We start from the raw sequence: 15156 nt of genomic DNA, 5'->3' as shown, positions 1-15156 counted from the left end.
AGGTTCAGCGGTTCACGGTTTTAGCGGGCACCAGGAAGACAAGGCAGGCACCGAGCGTGATAGCGGTCGAGATGAAGATCAGCCCCGCTGTTGACTTACCTGTCAGGTCGTTCAGCCAGCCCACGATCGCTGGAGAAAAGAAGCCGGCGAGATTGGCGACGCAGTTCACGGCAGCTATTCCGGCTGCGGCAGACATGCCGCCTAGCAAGGCTGTCGGCAACGACCAGAACTGCGACGACGAGGCGAGGATGCCTGCCGCCGCGATACTCAAACAGACGATCGAGGCGGGGATGCTGCCGAGCGTGGGCAATACGGCGAAGCCCGCGGCGGCGACCAGCATGGGAATCGCCAGGTGCAGCCGGCGCTCGCGGCGACGGTCAGCGCTCATGCCGATCAAGGGCAGCGCGATGATGGCGCACAGATACGGGATCGCAGTGAACAGTCCCACCCACAGCGGATCGGCAACGCCGGACTTGCGGATGATCGTCGGCAGCCAGAACGTCAGACCGTACTGCCCGAGCACGACGCAGAAGTAGATCGCGGCCATAAGCCACAAGCGACGGTCCCCGATGAACGATCTGACCGAGATGTGGGCGATCTTATGCGCGTTATCGCTCGCGACATTGCGTGCGAGCAGGGTCTTTTCCGATTCGGTGAGCCACTTTGCCTTGACAATGCTGTCATCGAGATACAGCAGGATCGCTATACCGAGCACGAGCGAAGGCAGCGCTTCGAGCAGGAACAGCCATTTCCAGCCGGCCATATCCAGCGTGCCATGCAGCGAGTGCAAAATCCAGCCCGACAACGGGCCGCCGATTATGCCGGCCAGCGGAATCGCCATAAAAAACAGCGAGAGCGCCTTCGCTCGGCGAGCAGCCGGAAACCAGTAGGTCAGATAGAGAATTACGCCAGGTGCGAAGCCCGCTTCAGCGACGCCCAGCAGAAATCGCAACGCGTAGAACGCCGTCGGTGATTTCACAAACACGAAGCTAGCGGAAATCACCGCCCACGTGAGCATGATTCGCGCGAGCCATTTGCGCGCGCCGACACGGTGAAGGACGAGGTTGCTCGGCACTTCGAACAGAAAATAGCCGAGAAAGAAGATGCCTGCGCCCATGCCGTAGACGGTCTCGCTAAAGCGCAGATCGTTGAGCATCTGCAGCTTCGCGAAGCCGACGTTGACCCGATCGAGATATGCGCCAAGGTAGCACAGCATGAGGAATGGGATGAGCCGGCGGCTTACTTTCGCGTAGGTCTTCGATTCGAAGCTGGGCGAGTCGGCAAGGGGCAACACGCCGCCTTCGATGGGCGAAGCGGTATTCTTGGATTTCATGGTTTGTCTCCATCCACTGGCCCCGGGTTGGCCCGGGTACCTGGAATTCAGCGCCCTCTCTCGGGCGCACGCTGTCAGTCAATGAATAAGCATGCCGCCGTTCACGTCGAGTGTGACGCCGGTGAGATACGTTGACAGATCGCTCACCAGAAAGAGGCACGCGTTTGCGACATCGGCAGCATCGCCAAGCCGGCCAAGCGGAATGCCTTTGATGATGTCCACGCGCATCTCCGCGGTGAGTTTGTCGCCGGTAATGTCGGTCTGGATCAGACCGGGCGTGATCGAGTTGATGCGAATGCTGTCGGGACCGAACTCTCGCGCCATCGCACGGGCAAGACCGAGCACGCCGGCCTTCGCGGCGCTGTAATGGGGGCCGCCGAAAATACCACCGCCTCGTTGCGCCGACACCGACGACATGCACACGATGCTGCCACCTTTCTGCTCTTTCATCGCCGGCAATACGGCTTGCGACATATAGAGCGTGCCGCGCAGATTGACGTCGACGATTGCGTCGAAGCCCTCGGCGGTGATGTCTAGTGTGCGCACCGGCTGCGTGATGCCGGCGTTATTGATGAGGCCGTCGATGCGGCCGTATCGTTCGAGCGTCGCCTTTGCGGCCTTCACGCAAGCGTCTTTGTCGGTGACGTCGCAGGCGAGCCCGAGATGGGCTTCGCCGAGATCGGCAGCGGCCTGTTTCGCGTCTTCTTCGCGCAAGTCGAGGATCACGATTCGCGCGCCTTGCTCGGCCAGTGCTTTGGCGGTGGCTTTGCCGATTCCGCGCGGTGAAGCCGCGCCCGTGACGATAACGACCTTGTTGTCGAGCAGCATGATTGTCTCCTGGGTGTTGATCTGATGACGCAGTGTCCGGCACGCGGTCACTCGCATCAACACCGTGGCGCTCAACTATGCTTGAGAAATTTTCAGGTAACCGGCTGCCAGCCCGCGAGGCATGCCGGGTCGCTGTGTCGACGCGCCGAAACAACCCGCATGCTCATGCACGTACCGGAATACCCTGATGCCGATTCGGCGCAGTCATTACGCCGTACGGTCCCTGTGACCGATTTCCCGCTCGATCCAGGCGATGAACCGCGCAACGCGTGGGAGCTCCGCGTTCTGGGGCGGATAGACCAGATGATGCGCGCCCACTTCGACAGAGTGCGAATCAGCGAATACCGGCACGAGCGCACCTTCCTTGATTCGTACCGACGCGAGCATCAGGCTTTCTAACGCAATGCCCAGGCCAAGTGCGGCCGTCTCGAGCGACATGTACGAGCGGTCAAACGAGAAATCGAAAGTCTTGTGCGCAGCGGACACGCCGGTGCGTCCGAACCACTGCTTCCACTGGACGAGCGGCGTCTCCGAATAGATCAGACGATGCTCCAGAAGGTCTTCCGGCGTTCTGACCGGATGGCTTTCCAGATATCTCGGCGAGGCGAGCGGCGCGATGAATTCATTGCGCAGTGTCCTGACCTCGAGATCGCGCCAGTTCGCATAGCCATGCCGCAAGTCGATGTCGTAGTAGCCACTGGTAAACGATACATCTTCATACGAGCAGGCCAGATTCAACTGGATATCGCCATTGGCTTCCTGAAACGACTCGAGCCTGGGCAACAGCCACATGAGCCCGAAGCTGGGGCTGGAATGCACACGCAGGATATCGACGTCGGCGCGGCTCGATGCGCGCTCGGTCGCGCGGCTCAGATCAGCAAGAGAGCCCGTCACGTCCGACAGATAGCGCTCGCCTGTCGGTGTCAGGACGAGACCCCGGCCCGACCGATAGAAAAGCGGTTGGCCGATGATCGATTCGAGGTTGCTGATCTGATGGCTCACCGCCGAAGCGGTCAGACCAAGTTCCTCGGATGCACGGCTGACGCTCCTGGTTCGGGCCACGCTCTCGAAAGCGACGATGGCTTTCACGGGTGGGATGCGCATAGTGAAATTTATTTCAGTCGCAGTTGAATGAAACCGCCTTGTTAGCACGCCATCCGCACTGCCATTCTGTGGGCAAGCCGCGTAACCAGGGCTGTGAAGTTTCCTGATGCTGACAGCGTCAATGCACCGGCAGCACCGCGGTAAACCATAGACATATATTGCGCAGCGCAACAGCTGCGCAGGAGACAGCGATGAATTATCCGTCCTTTCTGCTGACGGCGCGTTCGATCGTCAAAAGCTTCGGACCCACGAGCGTATTGAAGGGTTTTGATATTTCAATCGCCGCAGGCGAAGTGCACGCGTTTCTGGGCGGCAACGGCGCAGGCAAATCGACGCTCATCAAAATCATCTCTGGCCAGTTCGACCGCGACGGCGGCTCGCTCGAATTCGACGGACAGGACATCGGCACATCCGTGGGCGGCCATGTCGCCGCGGGCACCATTGCCGTGGTCAATCAGGAACTGGCGCTGCTGCCGCATCTATCCGTCGCCGAAAACATCGCCATGCCGCGCTTACAGCGCGGGTGCGCCCGCTACAGCGAACGGGCTTCGATGGCCATCGCCATCGAAGCGCTCTCACTGATCGATCCTCACTTGCTCAACCACACCGGCATGCCAGTCGACCGGATGCCGGAAGAAATCGAAGGCTGGAAGCAGGGCATGAAATCGCTCGCATCGGCTCCCAACGTTTTCTGCAAGATATCCGGACTGGGCATGGGAGACTGGAAATGGACGGTGGATAGCATCCGTCCGTTCGTGCTGCACGCGATTGAAGCGTTCGGGGCAAACCGCTGTATGTTCGCGAGCAATTTCCCGGTCGACAAACTGTTTAGCAGCTATGACGCCGTATTCAACGCATTCAAGGAAATTACGCAAGAATTTTCGTCCCACGAGCGGCGCGCGCTATTTCACGACAATGCGGAGCGGGTGTATAGGCTCTGAACTGAGCGTTTTTCCGGCTTGCTGCGAAAAGCAATCTGCCGAGGGGGCACTTCGGGACATGCCCGACTTGCCGATGTGCCGCAATTGGGCTCGTGAACTGCCGTTCGCAGGCGCCTCGCGACAGTCTGTACAGGATCGCGAAAAACCGTGGGGACACTTCCCGGTCGCCGGTCAGCGGGAACATCCGCTCGCTGAAATAAATCTGTAACTCCCGGTGTGCGGGTGCAATATGTCAGCGAGCGTTGTCATACAAGGCACAGATGGTGCTATCCCGCAGCGGCGTGCTGACTCGAAAGGCCTGCCAGTATCTTGCCCGGCAAAATGGGCAGGTCGCGCACACGCAAGCCAATGGCGTCGTAGACGGCTGCGGCCACTGCGGCATCCACGCCGGTCGCGCCGAGTTCTCCGATGCCGCGGGTACCGATCGCACTTGCATGCGGATCATACTCATTGACGAAGTGGATCTTGATATCGAGCGGAATGTCCGCATTCACCGGGACCGCCACGTTCGACAGATTCTTCGCGAGCCAGCCACCGGTATTGGGCTCCTGCACGCTCTCTTCCATCGTCGCCTTGCCCCAACCCCAGATGATCGCGCCCGTCATCTGGCTTCGCGCCGTTTTCGGATTGATGATCCGGCCCGCGGAATAGGCACCCACCGCCCGGCGCAAGCGCACGAGGCCAAGCTCGGGATCGACGCCTACTTCGACAAAGATCACACCCCACGTCCGCATCGCGTATGGCGTACCGTCGCCGTCCGCGCTGAAGCTGGCGCCACCCGGAAGCGTGAACGCACCGTCCGCGACCATCTCCGGTAGATTGGCCCGCCGCAGGCTCGCGCGAACGTCTTTCCCGCCGAGCGCATCGAGCTTCGCGTTGATTTCCCGGCAAGCCAGTGCGATCGCGCTTCCCGTGCTGCCCGTGGCGCTCGATCCATAGACGGGACTCGCCGGGTGAAGGTTGGTATCGCCCCACACAATCGACACGTTCTCGATCGGCAAGCCCAGCTCTTCGGCCGCGATCTGGCAAAAGACCGTCTGCGTGCCGGTGCCGATATCGTGCGTGTTCGCCTCGATCAGCGCCGTGCCGTCGGACCTCAGGCGCACGCGCGCCCCGCCGGGAAAGCGGAAATTGCCCATTGAGCTCGTCGCCATCCCATGTCCGATGCGCCACGCTCCGTCTCGTCGTGGCGTCTCGCCGCGCGTGCGCCAGCCATAAAGCCGCGCGCCTTCCTCATACGCCTCGCGAAGCTTTTTTGACGACCAAGGCTTGTTCGTATGCGGATCGACCTCGGCGTAGTTCGCCAGTCGTAGATCGAGCGGGTCGATCTTCAGCGCCACGGCGAGTTCGTCCATCGCGCTTTCGAGCGCCCATAGCCCCGGACCTTCCACCGGCGCGCGCATTGGCGTGGGCACGGCTTGATGTTGCGCCGCTCCAGCCACTGCCTGGTGCGAATGGCGGGCGACGCATAAAGCGTCTTGCTTGCTTCGCTTGCGGGCTCCAGATGCGTGTCCGCAATCGCGCTCGAATTGACGATTTCGTGATCGATGGCGCTGAGCCGGCCGTCCGCCGTTGCCGCAAGCTTGATGTCCTGTTTCACCCACGGCTGATAGCCGACGCAGACGAACTGATCGTGACGCCGCAGATGAAGCTTCACGGGCCGCCCCGCGACGCGTGCCGCGGCGGCGGCAAGAATCTGGTGCGGCCACACATATCCCTTCGAGCCGAACCCGCCGCCCGTGTGCGGTGCGATCACGTGAATGTCGTCCGGCCTCATGCCGAGTGCCGCGGCTACGACAAGCGGCACATTCTCGCTCGCCTGAACCGCATCCCACAGCGTGAGCTTGCCGTGCTCGAATCGCGCAACGGTGCCCGATGTCTCCATCGCATTGTGGTGACGCGCGGCTTGAATATACGTCGCCGCCACGCTTGCCTCTGCGGTTCCGAAAATCGCATCGACGTCGCCCATCTCCAGATCGTCGCCGAGCATGCGTGGCTCGGGCGGCGGCTCGCGCGTCGCGGCGCCGGGAAGGATGGGGTCGTCGCGCTCGCAACGGACAAGCACGGCATCGCGGCCGGCTTCCGCCGCCTCGATGGATTCCGCAAGCACGATTGCGACCGGCTCGCCTTCGTACCGAATCGCGTCGTTTTGCAACGGCAGTGCGAGCACCGCCGCTGGCGGCTGCACCGCACCGAATCGCGGCATATCGTGCGCGGTAAGCACCCGCACCACACCGGGTAAGGTAAGTGCCGCGGTGGCATCCACGTCGATCAGCCGGCCCGACGCGACGGGCGCGCCGACCAACGCCGCATGAAGCGTGCCGGGCGGCGTGTTGTCAGCCGCGAATTTCGCCTGTCCCGTGACCTTCGCCTGGCCTTCCACGCGGGAGACCGCCGTGCCGATGCTCATGATCGCCCTGCTGCCGTCAGTAACGCACGCACCGCGGCATTGCGCGCCATCGTCACCTTGTAGCCATTGTGAGCGAGCGGCCGGGCGTCGCTCATTGCCGCGTCGACAATCGGCGTGACCACTTCCTTGGTCGGCGCCTGCCCGGCCAGCGACGCCTCCGCGGCTGGAAGGCGCCACGGACGTTGCGCCACCGAGCCAAGTGCGATGCGCGCCGACACAATGCGATCCCGATCGAGCTCCACGGATGCGGCTGCCGAGACCAGCGCATATTCGTAGCTGGCGCGCTCGCGGACTTTTACGTAGGCCGATCGTGCGTCCGCGCGGATGGGTATGTGAAAGGAGACGATCACTTCGTCGGCAGCCAGTCTCGTCTCGAGCCGGGCGGCGTCGCCGCCCATGCCGGCCGCTTCCTGCTGCGTCAGGTGGAACTCCGTCATCTTGATCATTCGACCGCCGTTCGGCCCGATGACCTCAGCTGTCGCATCCAGACAAGCCAGTGCCACAACCGGATCGGACGGTTGAACCGCGACGCATGCATCGGTCCAGCCAAAAATTGCATGCCGTTCGTTGATGCCATTGCGCGCCGGGCAGCCCGACCCGGGATTGCGCTTGTTGCAGCCCCATGGCAACGGCGCTTCCGAACGAAAATAAGCGCATCGCGTCTTTTGCATCACATTGCCGCCGAGCGTCGCGCGGTTGCGCACCTGCGCCGAGGCGGCGAGCAGACAGGCTTGAGCCAGCGCGCTCGCGTGGGCGCCGACGAGCGCGTCTTCACCGATCACGTTCAGGTCCGTCAGCGCGCCGATCACCAGATCGTCACGCTCGCGCACAATACGAACGAGACCTGTGAGTCCACCGACATCGATGACGCGATCGGGCGCTGCGATGCCGAGCCGCATCCAGTTGAGCAGCTCCGTACCGCCCGCGATGATCGCCACGTTGCCCGCCGCCAACGACGCGACTACCTGTTGCGCGGTCGCGCCACGCGCGTATTCGAAGTTTTTCATCGTTCGTACCCGGCCGCGCCGGCGGCATCGAGCACGGCCGCCGCGATCTGCGGATAGCAAGAGCAGCGGCACAGATTGCCGCTCATCCATTCGCGAACGCTCGCCTCATCGGTCGCGTGCCCTTCAGCGATGCAGGCGACCGCGGAGACGATTTGCCCGGGCGTGCAATAGCCGCACTGAAAGGCATCGTGCTCGATAAATGCCTGCTGTACCGGATGCAGCGTCCCGTCGGACGCGGCCAGACCTTCGACAGTCGTGACCTCGCAGCCGTCACATTGCACGACGAGCGTCAGACAGCTGTTCATCCGCTTGCCGTCGACCAGCACGGTGCAGGTGCCGCATGCGCCTTCATTACAGCCCTTCTTGGCGCCGCTGAGACCCGAGTCTTCGCGCAACCAGTCGAGCAGCGTGACGCGCGGGTTCACCGTAGCGGCCCGCGGCTGGCCGTTCACACGCATCGTCACCGTGACGCTGCTTGACCAATGCAGCCCGGCGTCTCCATTTGGAGCTAATTGCTCCCCGAAAGTAGCGTCGTCCATTCCCAATTCCTTGCCGGTTTCAACAATCACTCTGCTTGTATATAGACCATATGGAGTTGATATCAAGGGACGATATCCCTCCTGCTTCCGCACCGTCTCCCAAAGAATCGATCCGGCTCGAACTGCAAGGGCGAGCTGCTCGCATGCACCCGCTCGACACTTGCAAGCGGGCCAGGATTAAGTGAGCCGATTTCGACCTGATGCTGATTGAGGCCCCAGGTCCCAGGCCCCAGGCGCCAGGCGCCAGCGAAATGCAGTCGATGTAGGTGATGGCGGTCCGCACGATCCAGATAAAAAGTGTCGGCGCAGGGTTCAGCGTCGCGCCCGACCCGTTGTTGAAGGCGACGGTGTTGCCGTTGCCGATCGAGAAGCTGTGCCAGTCGATCACGCCACGGGACGAGGACTGGTCGATCGTTAGCGAAGTGGTGCCGCTCGTCATCGCGCCCTGGCCCCGGACGAAGGCGCCGCCCTGCGGCAGCGGTCCGGCCGCGTGGGCCATCGGCACGCACCACGCGGTGAGCGCGAGCGGCACCCATAGTGCAAGCGTCAGCGGGCGCAGAACACGGTTCCACGCGGAAGGCCGCGACCGAGGCGCGATGAGTGCCGCGCCGGCATACGCAGCGAAAAGGACAGCCCATTGCGCGGGGTTGGGGGCGACTGGATCGCCAGTCTGGATGAATGACGCGACATGATCCCTCCCGAAACGTGGTTCGTGGAAAATCGTCGTCGCGGAACGCAGATTGTTGCGACCAGGCAAGGCGCGAAAGCCGCCATACCGCACAACACAGCCTAATGGCAGCAGCGCGTTTCAAAAGACCAACCGGTATTTGGGCATGCACCCGGTGCTTGCTGGTACCGCTTCAAGCGTGGATGTGTGTCGGTCGCCGCGGCGGCAGGAATGGCCGTTCAACCCTCGGAAGCGGACGGAGAGAGCGGCAAGAAGCATTGGTCGCCGGCAAAAGCGATAGAATGCCCGCTCTGCAAAAGACAATATTGACGGGGTACACGGCATGGAGCGGCCGGGCGCGCAGCGTTGGCATGAGCAAACGTTTCTAGGTGTCTTTCGCGGACAACCTGAGAAGGAGCAGGCGCTCCTCCGGATATGCCTGGGCACGGTCGTGTTGATCGGCTATATCGCCGTCGCCGCGCTCCAACGCACGGCCGCCGCGTATGACACTCTGGGCGTGGTTTTCGCATACGTTGTATTCGGCGTGGCGACATACGTAGCCGCGACCGCCGCGACAGTTCGGCCGCGCCTTCGATTGACGCTCACCACCATTGCAGACCAGGCGCTTGTCATGACTGCCTTGGCGCTCGGCGGGCGCGTGGCGCTGCCCTTGCTCTGGGTCGTGTTCTGGTTCCTTGTGGGTGCCGGTTGCCGCCACGGCAAGCGGCCGTTGCTACTTTCATGTGCAGTTGCGCTTGCAGGCGTCGTGATTTTGATGCGCGTCGAGCCGTGGTGGAGAGAAAACCTCGCGGTGGGATTGGGCATCATGCTCAGCATCGCGGCGACTTCCGTGTACTTGATGGCCCTCGTGCATCGGCTCGAACGGCAGGCTGCGACGGACCCTCTGACAGGACTCAGCAACCGCACTCGCCTCGAGCAGGCGATCGCCAAAGCGACTGCGGCGCGAGACGACGATAAAGGACAGTCTGTCTTGCTGTTCATCGATCTCGACGGCTTCAAGTACGTCAATGACGCTTATGGGCATGCGGTGGGTGATGAACTGTTGCAGTGCTTCGCCAACGGTCTGCAGACACGCATTCGCCGCGGCGATACGGTTGCCCGCCTGGGAGGCGACGAGTTCGCGGTGCTCGCCCGCCACGTGCATGACGACGCCGGCGCGCGCGCGATTGCCGACGGTATTCACGACATCCTTCATGGGCTTCGAGAGATCGGCGGTCATCCCGTCGCCGTATCGGCCAGCATTGGCGTGCGCATGCTCGGTACCAATAGCGCGGACGAACGTCTTGATGTACACGCCCTGATGCGCCAGGCCGATAGCGCGATGTATCGCGCCAAAGCGAACGGGACGGACAAAACCTCATTCTTCGATGAGACGGGTGCCGGCGCGTAAGCGGACAGGGTTCCCGGCGGTGCCCTGCTCGTGTTGGCAAGCGCATTTGATGCAGGTGCCGGGCCGCGGCCACTCGTATCTGGGAGCATGTGCGCGTCGTCTCGCTGCGGAAGGTAGTTTCATTTCGCGGCTGGAGTTTGGCCCGGAGTGGGGCGAACTGAGACGGTCGCCATCCGGCCACGAACGGCCATACGCTCGAGCATTCGGACAGACACTCAAACGTCCGGTCCACTCAGATAGCGGACCTATGCCTGTCAGTCGAACTCATTGCGTTACCTCACGGAAGCACACAACCAGGAACGGTCGCATGCCTTACGGACGGTGTGCTCAGTACACACCTGGCACGCCCGGTGGACGATTCTTGAAGCGTCGATGCACCCAGTAATATTGCTCTGGGCACCGATTGATCTGCGTTTCAAGAAATTCATTCAATCGGCGCGCGTCGATCGTCTCACTTTCTGAAGGAAAGTCGCTGAGCGGCTCGAAGATGGTCAGCTTATACCCGCGGTAATCGGGCAATACTTCAGTCACGAATGGTACAACCCGCGCATGGGCCAGTCGAGCAAGGCGCGAAACCGAAGTGAGTGTGCACGCGGGGACGCCAAAAAACGGCACAAAAACGGAGTTGTGTATGCCGTGATCCATATCAGCAGCCAGCATGACTGGTTTGCCTGAACGAAGTAAGCCGACGATCTTTCTGGCGCTTGTCGAACGTTCAATCATCTCGGCGCCAAATCTGCCGCGTTGCCGCTTGGCTAGACTGCAAAGGCGCGCGTTCGACATGCGTGTATACAGTGAGGCGGCGGGCAGGCGCGTTGAGTAGAGTATGCAGCCGACCTCGATGCTCACGAAATGGAAGCCCAGAAAGATGGTCGGTGGAGCATTCCTGTCTTCCAGATCGATTCGACTTTCGATGTGGACCAGCTTCCGTATCCTTTGCGCGCTGCCAAACCACTGAATGCCTCGTTCGAGATAGCTTCGAACGACGTGGCGAAAATGGTTTCTGGCAAGGTCGTCGTACTCGCGCTCGCTCTTGCCCGGAAAACAGAGACGCAGATTGACGAGAGCGATATGCTTTCGGGAGCTTGGAAGTGCATATAACATTGCCCCAAGCGCGCTGCCGAACCTTGCGACGAGCGTATAGGGAAGGACTGCGAAGACGCGCAGCAACACTACAATCAAGACATAGCCTAATCGCCCCAAGAACCTCCCCCGCTTGCGAGAATCACTCATCGCGACACGGAAAAATACGAATACTTACGGATGTATAACAAAGTTCGAGATCCTGGTGGCATAGCATGGCGATGGCAGAGAAGTATCGCACGTACTGCGTTGTGACGGGCTACCCAAATGGACGCTAGGGTTCTCGGTTCTCCCTGGCGAAAACGACTGCGTATGGGCGGCAAGCGCCTGCAGCGCGGATGCACCACCAGGCGGCCGTTCTACTTTGAAAGCCGCCGCCGAGTCCGCATTGGGGCGAAGGGCAGATCCGGGTCGCGAGCCGCCGACCGCCGTCAGGCAGAAGTCGGCCCAAGAGCGGCCGCTCGGACGCACGTTGATGCAACCCCTGGAATGTCGGCTCCCGCCCAGACTCCACACCTTCCGTCCGCAATCCGGCCATGGTCTGGCGTCGCATGCCCCATCCATCGCCATCAGCATGGTGGCAACGTCTTCGAAGCTACCGACGCCGCTTCGCTCAAAACGCTTACGTCCACTGGAACAAGCCGGCCCTCTCGGCAAGAGCCGATCGGCGTCGAGGTTTTTTGTTTCGGCAAAGATCCAGGTGACGCGTCTCTCAGCGCCCAACCGGCCTGAATAAGCGATTCTTGTCGAGCGTGGCTGGATCGAGCGTATTCTCGCTGCCTTCCGCAGGCGACTCGGGGGCGGCGTCTTCCAGCGCCGGCCCGGTATAGCGGCCTCGTGGCCGTATGACCTTGCTCACCCGGAGTTGCTCAATGCAGTGCGCGAGCAAACCCACGCTCCGGGCTGTTGCGAACAACGCGAACGACGCATCGCGCGGCAACGCCAGCTGAGCCGTCAAGGCCGCAAGCGCAACGTCGATATTTGGCTTGAGCCCGGTCAGCTCAACCACCTTGTTGATGAACGACATGATCTCTTGAGGCGGATTCAGCACTTCGAGCACTGCGGCCGCCCTCGGATCGCCGTCCGGATACAGATGATGTCCAAACCCGGGGATTGGAATGGCCGACTGCAAGTGATGGGCAACCACGTGCTGCGCACCGAGTCTTCCGACGTCGTCGAACACGGCCCGCACGCGGCCTGACGCGTCGCCATGCAGTGGGCCGGAAAAAGTCGCGAGTCCCGTGAGCAGGCATCCGGGCAGCGACGCGCCGGTGGAGGCGGTAATCCTGGCGGCGAACGCGGAACTCGTAATCTCATGGTCGGCCACGAGGACTAAGGCACGGCGGATAAGTTCGGCGCCATCGCGGTCCTGGCCCCAACCAAGCGCGAGCCGCTCATGCGTCATTTGTGCGTTCGCGCCGCGTCGCGCACCAAACGCTTGTGCGATGAGCGCCACGAGCCGGCCGGCCTCGACATGCAGTGCGCTGTCCGTGCGTCCGAGGGTCGAGTGTCCACAGGCCGCGAGCGCTGCCAGCGATGTGAACGCGCATTGCCTGCCGCGCTCGTCGCCCTGTAGCGGCAACTCGCCGCTTTCGAAGGAAACGGGGGCGCGCGCGTTCCAGAGAATGGCCGCCACGTCTTCAAGCGTCGCCGCGTCCGAAAGCCGGATGCTATCCCGCCCCCGGTAGTAGGGCCGGCCTTTTGAGAAGGTGGTAATGCTGCTGTAAATGCAGGGTTCCGCACCGAATATGGTCCCGGCGGCGAGCGCTTCGCGCTTGCGTCCCACCTGCTTTTTTCGGCACAGACCGGCGACGTCCTCCGCGCGATAGAGGCTCTTGCGTGGGTCGAGCGGATCCGGCATGACGGCGATGGTACCTCGACTTACATACGCATAGACAGTCTGCGCCTGCACTCCGAGTTGTCGAGCCGCTTCAGTCAGAGTGATCCAGTTTCGCATGGGATGGCAAGCAAGGTGATGCAGCGCAACGGGGCAACGGGGGAGTGACGACGCAGATCGCGCCTTGCACTCGAGCACGACCGATCCAGCGCCAATATTGACGTTTTTTCAGGTAAAAGTCATCTCGGCGGGTCGCCGCTCCAGTATCTCAACGAGAACGTCACCGGGCGAGCGCACGAAGCAGGCTCTGACGCCGGGGCGAACCTGCTTGATCGGTTCGACGATTTCCGCGTCGCAGAGCAACAGATGCACGAACGCCGCGTCGATATCGTCCACGACCACGCCGAAATGATCTATGCCCTGCTGCCGCTCGCAGCGAGGGTGGCCGGCTTGGACGCTCGCCAGCGAGGTGATGAAAAGGTCGATGCTGCCGATGCGCAAATCCACTCGCCCAGGACGACGCACGATCTCGGCGTTCAGGCAGCGCGCAAACCATGCCGCAGTGGCTTCGGCGTCCGCCGAGCACAGTTGCAGATGATCCCACTTGAATTCAATCATCCGATTTCACCGTATAGTTGAAAGCATCACAGTTCGATGCGGGAAAGCTTGCCCAGCAGCACGGAATACGAAAACGTTCCGAGCAGGCAGATCGCGCCCATCAGGTTGAGGGCCCAGTAGAAGTGGCCGGTGTGCTGGGTGATGTAGCCGATCATGAGCGGCGTGGTGACGGCCGCGATGTTGGCCGCGAGGCTCGTGATGCTGCTGGTCAGTCCCACGTACTGTCGAGGCGCGATTTCGGAAACGGCGGCCCACGACATCGACCCGACGCCCTGCGCGAAGAACGCGATCGTCAGGATGGCGATCACCAGCTCGTTCGACTCGACGAAATTGACAAGCACGATAGACGCGCCGAGCATCGTGCCGATGATGAGCGGAGCCTTGCGCGCTGTCGAAAGCGCCACTCCGCGCCGAATAAAAAAGTCCGAAAGGGAGCCGGCCGCGAGGATGCCGACCGTGGCGCCGATAAAAGGCAGTGCCTGGAAGATCCCAACCTTGATCATCGACATGTGACGCGCTTCGATCAGATAGGTCATGAACCACGTGGTGAAGAAGACCAGCAGCGTGTTGTTACAGAACTTTCCGAGACAGATGGCGAGAACCTGGCGGTAGCTGAGCAGCTTGAGCGCCATGCGCCAGTCGAACTTCTCGCGGGGCTTGCGCGTCGCCGCGGCACCTTCATTGATGTATTGCAGCTCGGTGGCATTCACGCGCGGGTGCTGATGCGGATCGCGGTAAACCCGGTACCAGAGCAGACTGAACAGAATGCCGAAGCCACCGGTCACATAAAAAACCGTCCGCCAACCGTACGCGGCGAAGATCCACAGCAACACTCCGGTGAACAAGGGCGTCCCGATGTATTGCCCCATTACATAGACGCTGGTCGCGAAGCCGCGTTCCCGGGCGGGAAACCACAAGGTCACGGCGCGTGCGTTTGAAGGGAAGGCCGGCGCCTCCAGTGCGCCGATGGCGAGCCGCGACCCGAGCAGCATCTGATAGCCGGTCGCGAAACCCTGCGTCAGCGTGGCGAATGACCAACCGACCAGAGACAGCGCATAGGCGAGGCGTGAGCCGAGAATGTCGGTCAGCACCCCGCCGGGCACCAGCGCAATGGAATAGGCAAGACCAAATGCCGCAAACAGCTCGCCCATCTGCATCTTGTTGAGCGCCAGCCCCTTCGAGAGGCCCGGCGCAACGATGCCCAGCGCCGACCGGTCCACGTAATTCAGAATGGTGGCCATGAGCAACATCGAGAGCACGACGTAGCGGACTCTGGAGCGATTCGTGGTATCCGCGTAAGCCGGGGTTCCCACTGGCAATGTTTGTTCCTCTGCGATTTTCATCGGTGTCTCCGTAACATTAGCCTGTTGTTTTTTTA

General features: G+C 61.7%; 14 protein-coding genes. 2 read left to right on the top strand and 12 right to left on the bottom strand.

All coding sequences use genetic code 11. The features are described 5' to 3' along the window. Positions 1-4: 4 nt before the first annotated feature. The 3 genes from OKW27_RS10415 to OKW27_RS10405 form a co-directional block, all read right to left on the bottom strand. Positions 5-1333 (bottom strand): MFS transporter, encoded by a 1329-nt coding sequence (locus OKW27_RS10415; protein ID WP_429333416.1) that lies wholly within the window; start codon positions 1331-1333, stop codon positions 5-7. A 78-nt stretch (positions 1334-1411) separates the two neighbouring features. Continuing rightward, a complete protein-coding gene (locus OKW27_RS10410; protein WP_090807424.1) occupies positions 1412-2161 on the bottom strand; it encodes an SDR family NAD(P)-dependent oxidoreductase in 750 nt (249 codons plus the stop codon). 207 nt (positions 2162-2368) lie between these two features. Beyond that, the gene (locus OKW27_RS10405) at positions 2369-3265 is read right to left on the bottom strand and encodes a LysR substrate-binding domain-containing protein (protein WP_090807426.1); all 897 of its coding nucleotides are present in this window, start codon (positions 3263-3265) and stop codon (positions 2369-2371) included. Positions 3266-3456: 191 nt separating this feature from the next. On the opposite strand from OKW27_RS10405, the gene OKW27_RS10400 reads away from it, so the two are divergent. After that, positions 3457-4206, top strand: coding sequence for an amidohydrolase family protein (locus OKW27_RS10400; RefSeq protein ID WP_429333415.1), 750 nt, complete (start codon positions 3457-3459; stop codon positions 4204-4206). A 266-nt stretch (positions 4207-4472) separates the two neighbouring features. On the opposite strand, the gene OKW27_RS10395 is transcribed toward OKW27_RS10400, so the two are convergent. The 5 genes from OKW27_RS10395 to OKW27_RS10375 are packed head-to-tail and all read right to left on the bottom strand — an operon-like array spanning position 4473 to position 8919. After that, on the bottom strand, positions 4473-5609 hold the full coding sequence (locus OKW27_RS10395) for a xanthine dehydrogenase family protein molybdopterin-binding subunit (protein WP_429334578.1): 1137 nt from the start codon (positions 5607-5609) through the stop codon (positions 4473-4475). Beyond that, entirely contained in the window at positions 5537-6616 is a 1080-nt protein-coding gene (locus tag OKW27_RS10390) for a xanthine dehydrogenase family protein molybdopterin-binding subunit (protein ID WP_429333414.1), read from the bottom strand. The genes OKW27_RS10395 and OKW27_RS10390 overlap by 73 nt, the downstream gene beginning before the upstream one ends. Next, the gene (locus OKW27_RS10385) at positions 6613-7623 is read right to left on the bottom strand and encodes an FAD binding domain-containing protein (protein ID WP_429333413.1); all 1011 of its coding nucleotides are present in this window, start codon (positions 7621-7623) and stop codon (positions 6613-6615) included. Before OKW27_RS10385 ends, OKW27_RS10390 begins: the two co-directional genes overlap by 4 nt. Then, the gene (locus tag OKW27_RS10380; protein WP_429333412.1) at positions 7620-8162 is read right to left on the bottom strand and encodes a (2Fe-2S)-binding protein; all 543 of its coding nucleotides are present in this window, start codon (positions 8160-8162) and stop codon (positions 7620-7622) included. The genes OKW27_RS10385 and OKW27_RS10380 overlap by 4 nt, the downstream gene beginning before the upstream one ends. A 19-nt stretch (positions 8163-8181) precedes the next feature. Further along, a complete protein-coding gene (locus tag OKW27_RS10375; RefSeq protein ID WP_429333411.1) occupies positions 8182-8919 on the bottom strand; it encodes a hypothetical protein in 738 nt (245 codons plus the stop codon). 253 nt (positions 8920-9172) lie between these two features. Between OKW27_RS10375 and OKW27_RS10370 the strand changes: the two genes are divergently transcribed. Beyond that, positions 9173-10240 (top strand): diguanylate cyclase domain-containing protein, encoded by a 1068-nt coding sequence (locus tag OKW27_RS10370; protein ID WP_429333410.1) that lies wholly within the window; start codon positions 9173-9175, stop codon positions 10238-10240. 327 nt (positions 10241-10567) lie between these two features. Here OKW27_RS10370 and OKW27_RS10365 read toward each other — a convergent pair whose 3' ends face one another. The 4 genes from OKW27_RS10365 to OKW27_RS10350 form a co-directional block, all read right to left on the bottom strand. Further along, positions 10568-11473 (bottom strand): lipid A biosynthesis lauroyl acyltransferase, encoded by a 906-nt coding sequence (locus OKW27_RS10365; RefSeq protein ID WP_429333409.1) that lies wholly within the window; start codon positions 11471-11473, stop codon positions 10568-10570. Positions 11474-12035: 562 nt separating this feature from the next. Next, positions 12036-13280 (bottom strand): citrate synthase, encoded by a 1245-nt coding sequence (locus OKW27_RS10360; RefSeq protein WP_187613146.1) that lies wholly within the window; start codon positions 13278-13280, stop codon positions 12036-12038. 108 nt (positions 13281-13388) lie between these two features. Continuing rightward, complete coding sequence (locus OKW27_RS10355) at positions 13389-13778, bottom strand: VOC family protein (protein WP_429333408.1); 390 nt, start codon at positions 13776-13778, stop codon at positions 13389-13391. A 26-nt stretch (positions 13779-13804) separates the two neighbouring features. Beyond that, positions 13805-15121, bottom strand: coding sequence for an MFS transporter (locus OKW27_RS10350; RefSeq protein WP_090807439.1), 1317 nt, complete (start codon positions 15119-15121; stop codon positions 13805-13807). Positions 15122-15156 lie beyond the last annotated feature (35 nt).

This window comes from Paraburkholderia sp. 35.1 (assembly GCF_050436525.1).
GTDB classification, from domain to species: Bacteria; Pseudomonadota; Gammaproteobacteria; order Burkholderiales; family Burkholderiaceae; genus Paraburkholderia; species Paraburkholderia tuberum.
The sequence above is the reverse complement of the archived record's forward strand: the minus strand, read 5'-3'. Positions and strand labels throughout refer to the sequence as shown.

Coding starts and splice junctions, on each gene's coding strand:
- OKW27_RS10415 (WP_429333416.1), bottom strand. CDS start 1,333: ATGAAATCCAAGAATACCGCTTCGCCCATCGAAGGCGGCGTGTTGCCC.
- OKW27_RS10410 (WP_090807424.1), bottom strand. CDS start 2,161: ATGCTGCTCGACAACAAGGTCGTTATCGTCACGGGCGCGGCTTCACCG.
- OKW27_RS10405 (WP_090807426.1), bottom strand. CDS start 3,265: ATGCGCATCCCACCCGTGAAAGCCATCGTCGCTTTCGAGAGCGTGGCC.
- OKW27_RS10400 (WP_429333415.1), top strand. CDS start 3,457: ATGAATTATCCGTCCTTTCTGCTGACGGCGCGTTCGATCGTCAAAAGC.
- OKW27_RS10395 (WP_429334578.1), bottom strand. CDS start 5,609: ATGCGCGCGCCGGTGGAAGGTCCGGGGCTATGGGCGCTCGAAAGCGCG.
- OKW27_RS10390 (WP_429333414.1), bottom strand. CDS start 6,616: ATGAGCATCGGCACGGCGGTCTCCCGCGTGGAAGGCCAGGCGAAGGTC.
- OKW27_RS10385 (WP_429333413.1), bottom strand. CDS start 7,623: ATGAAAAACTTCGAATACGCGCGTGGCGCGACCGCGCAACAGGTAGTC.
- OKW27_RS10380 (WP_429333412.1), bottom strand. CDS start 8,162: ATGGACGACGCTACTTTCGGGGAGCAATTAGCTCCAAATGGAGACGCC.
- OKW27_RS10370 (WP_429333410.1), top strand. CDS start 9,173: ATGGAGCGGCCGGGCGCGCAGCGTTGGCATGAGCAAACGTTTCTAGGT.
- OKW27_RS10365 (WP_429333409.1), bottom strand. CDS start 11,473: ATGAGTGATTCTCGCAAGCGGGGGAGGTTCTTGGGGCGATTAGGCTAT.
- OKW27_RS10360 (WP_187613146.1), bottom strand. CDS start 13,280: ATGCGAAACTGGATCACTCTGACTGAAGCGGCTCGACAACTCGGAGTG.
- OKW27_RS10355 (WP_429333408.1), bottom strand. CDS start 13,778: ATGATTGAATTCAAGTGGGATCATCTGCAACTGTGCTCGGCGGACGCC.
- OKW27_RS10350 (WP_090807439.1), bottom strand. CDS start 15,121: ATGAAAATCGCAGAGGAACAAACATTGCCAGTGGGAACCCCGGCTTAC.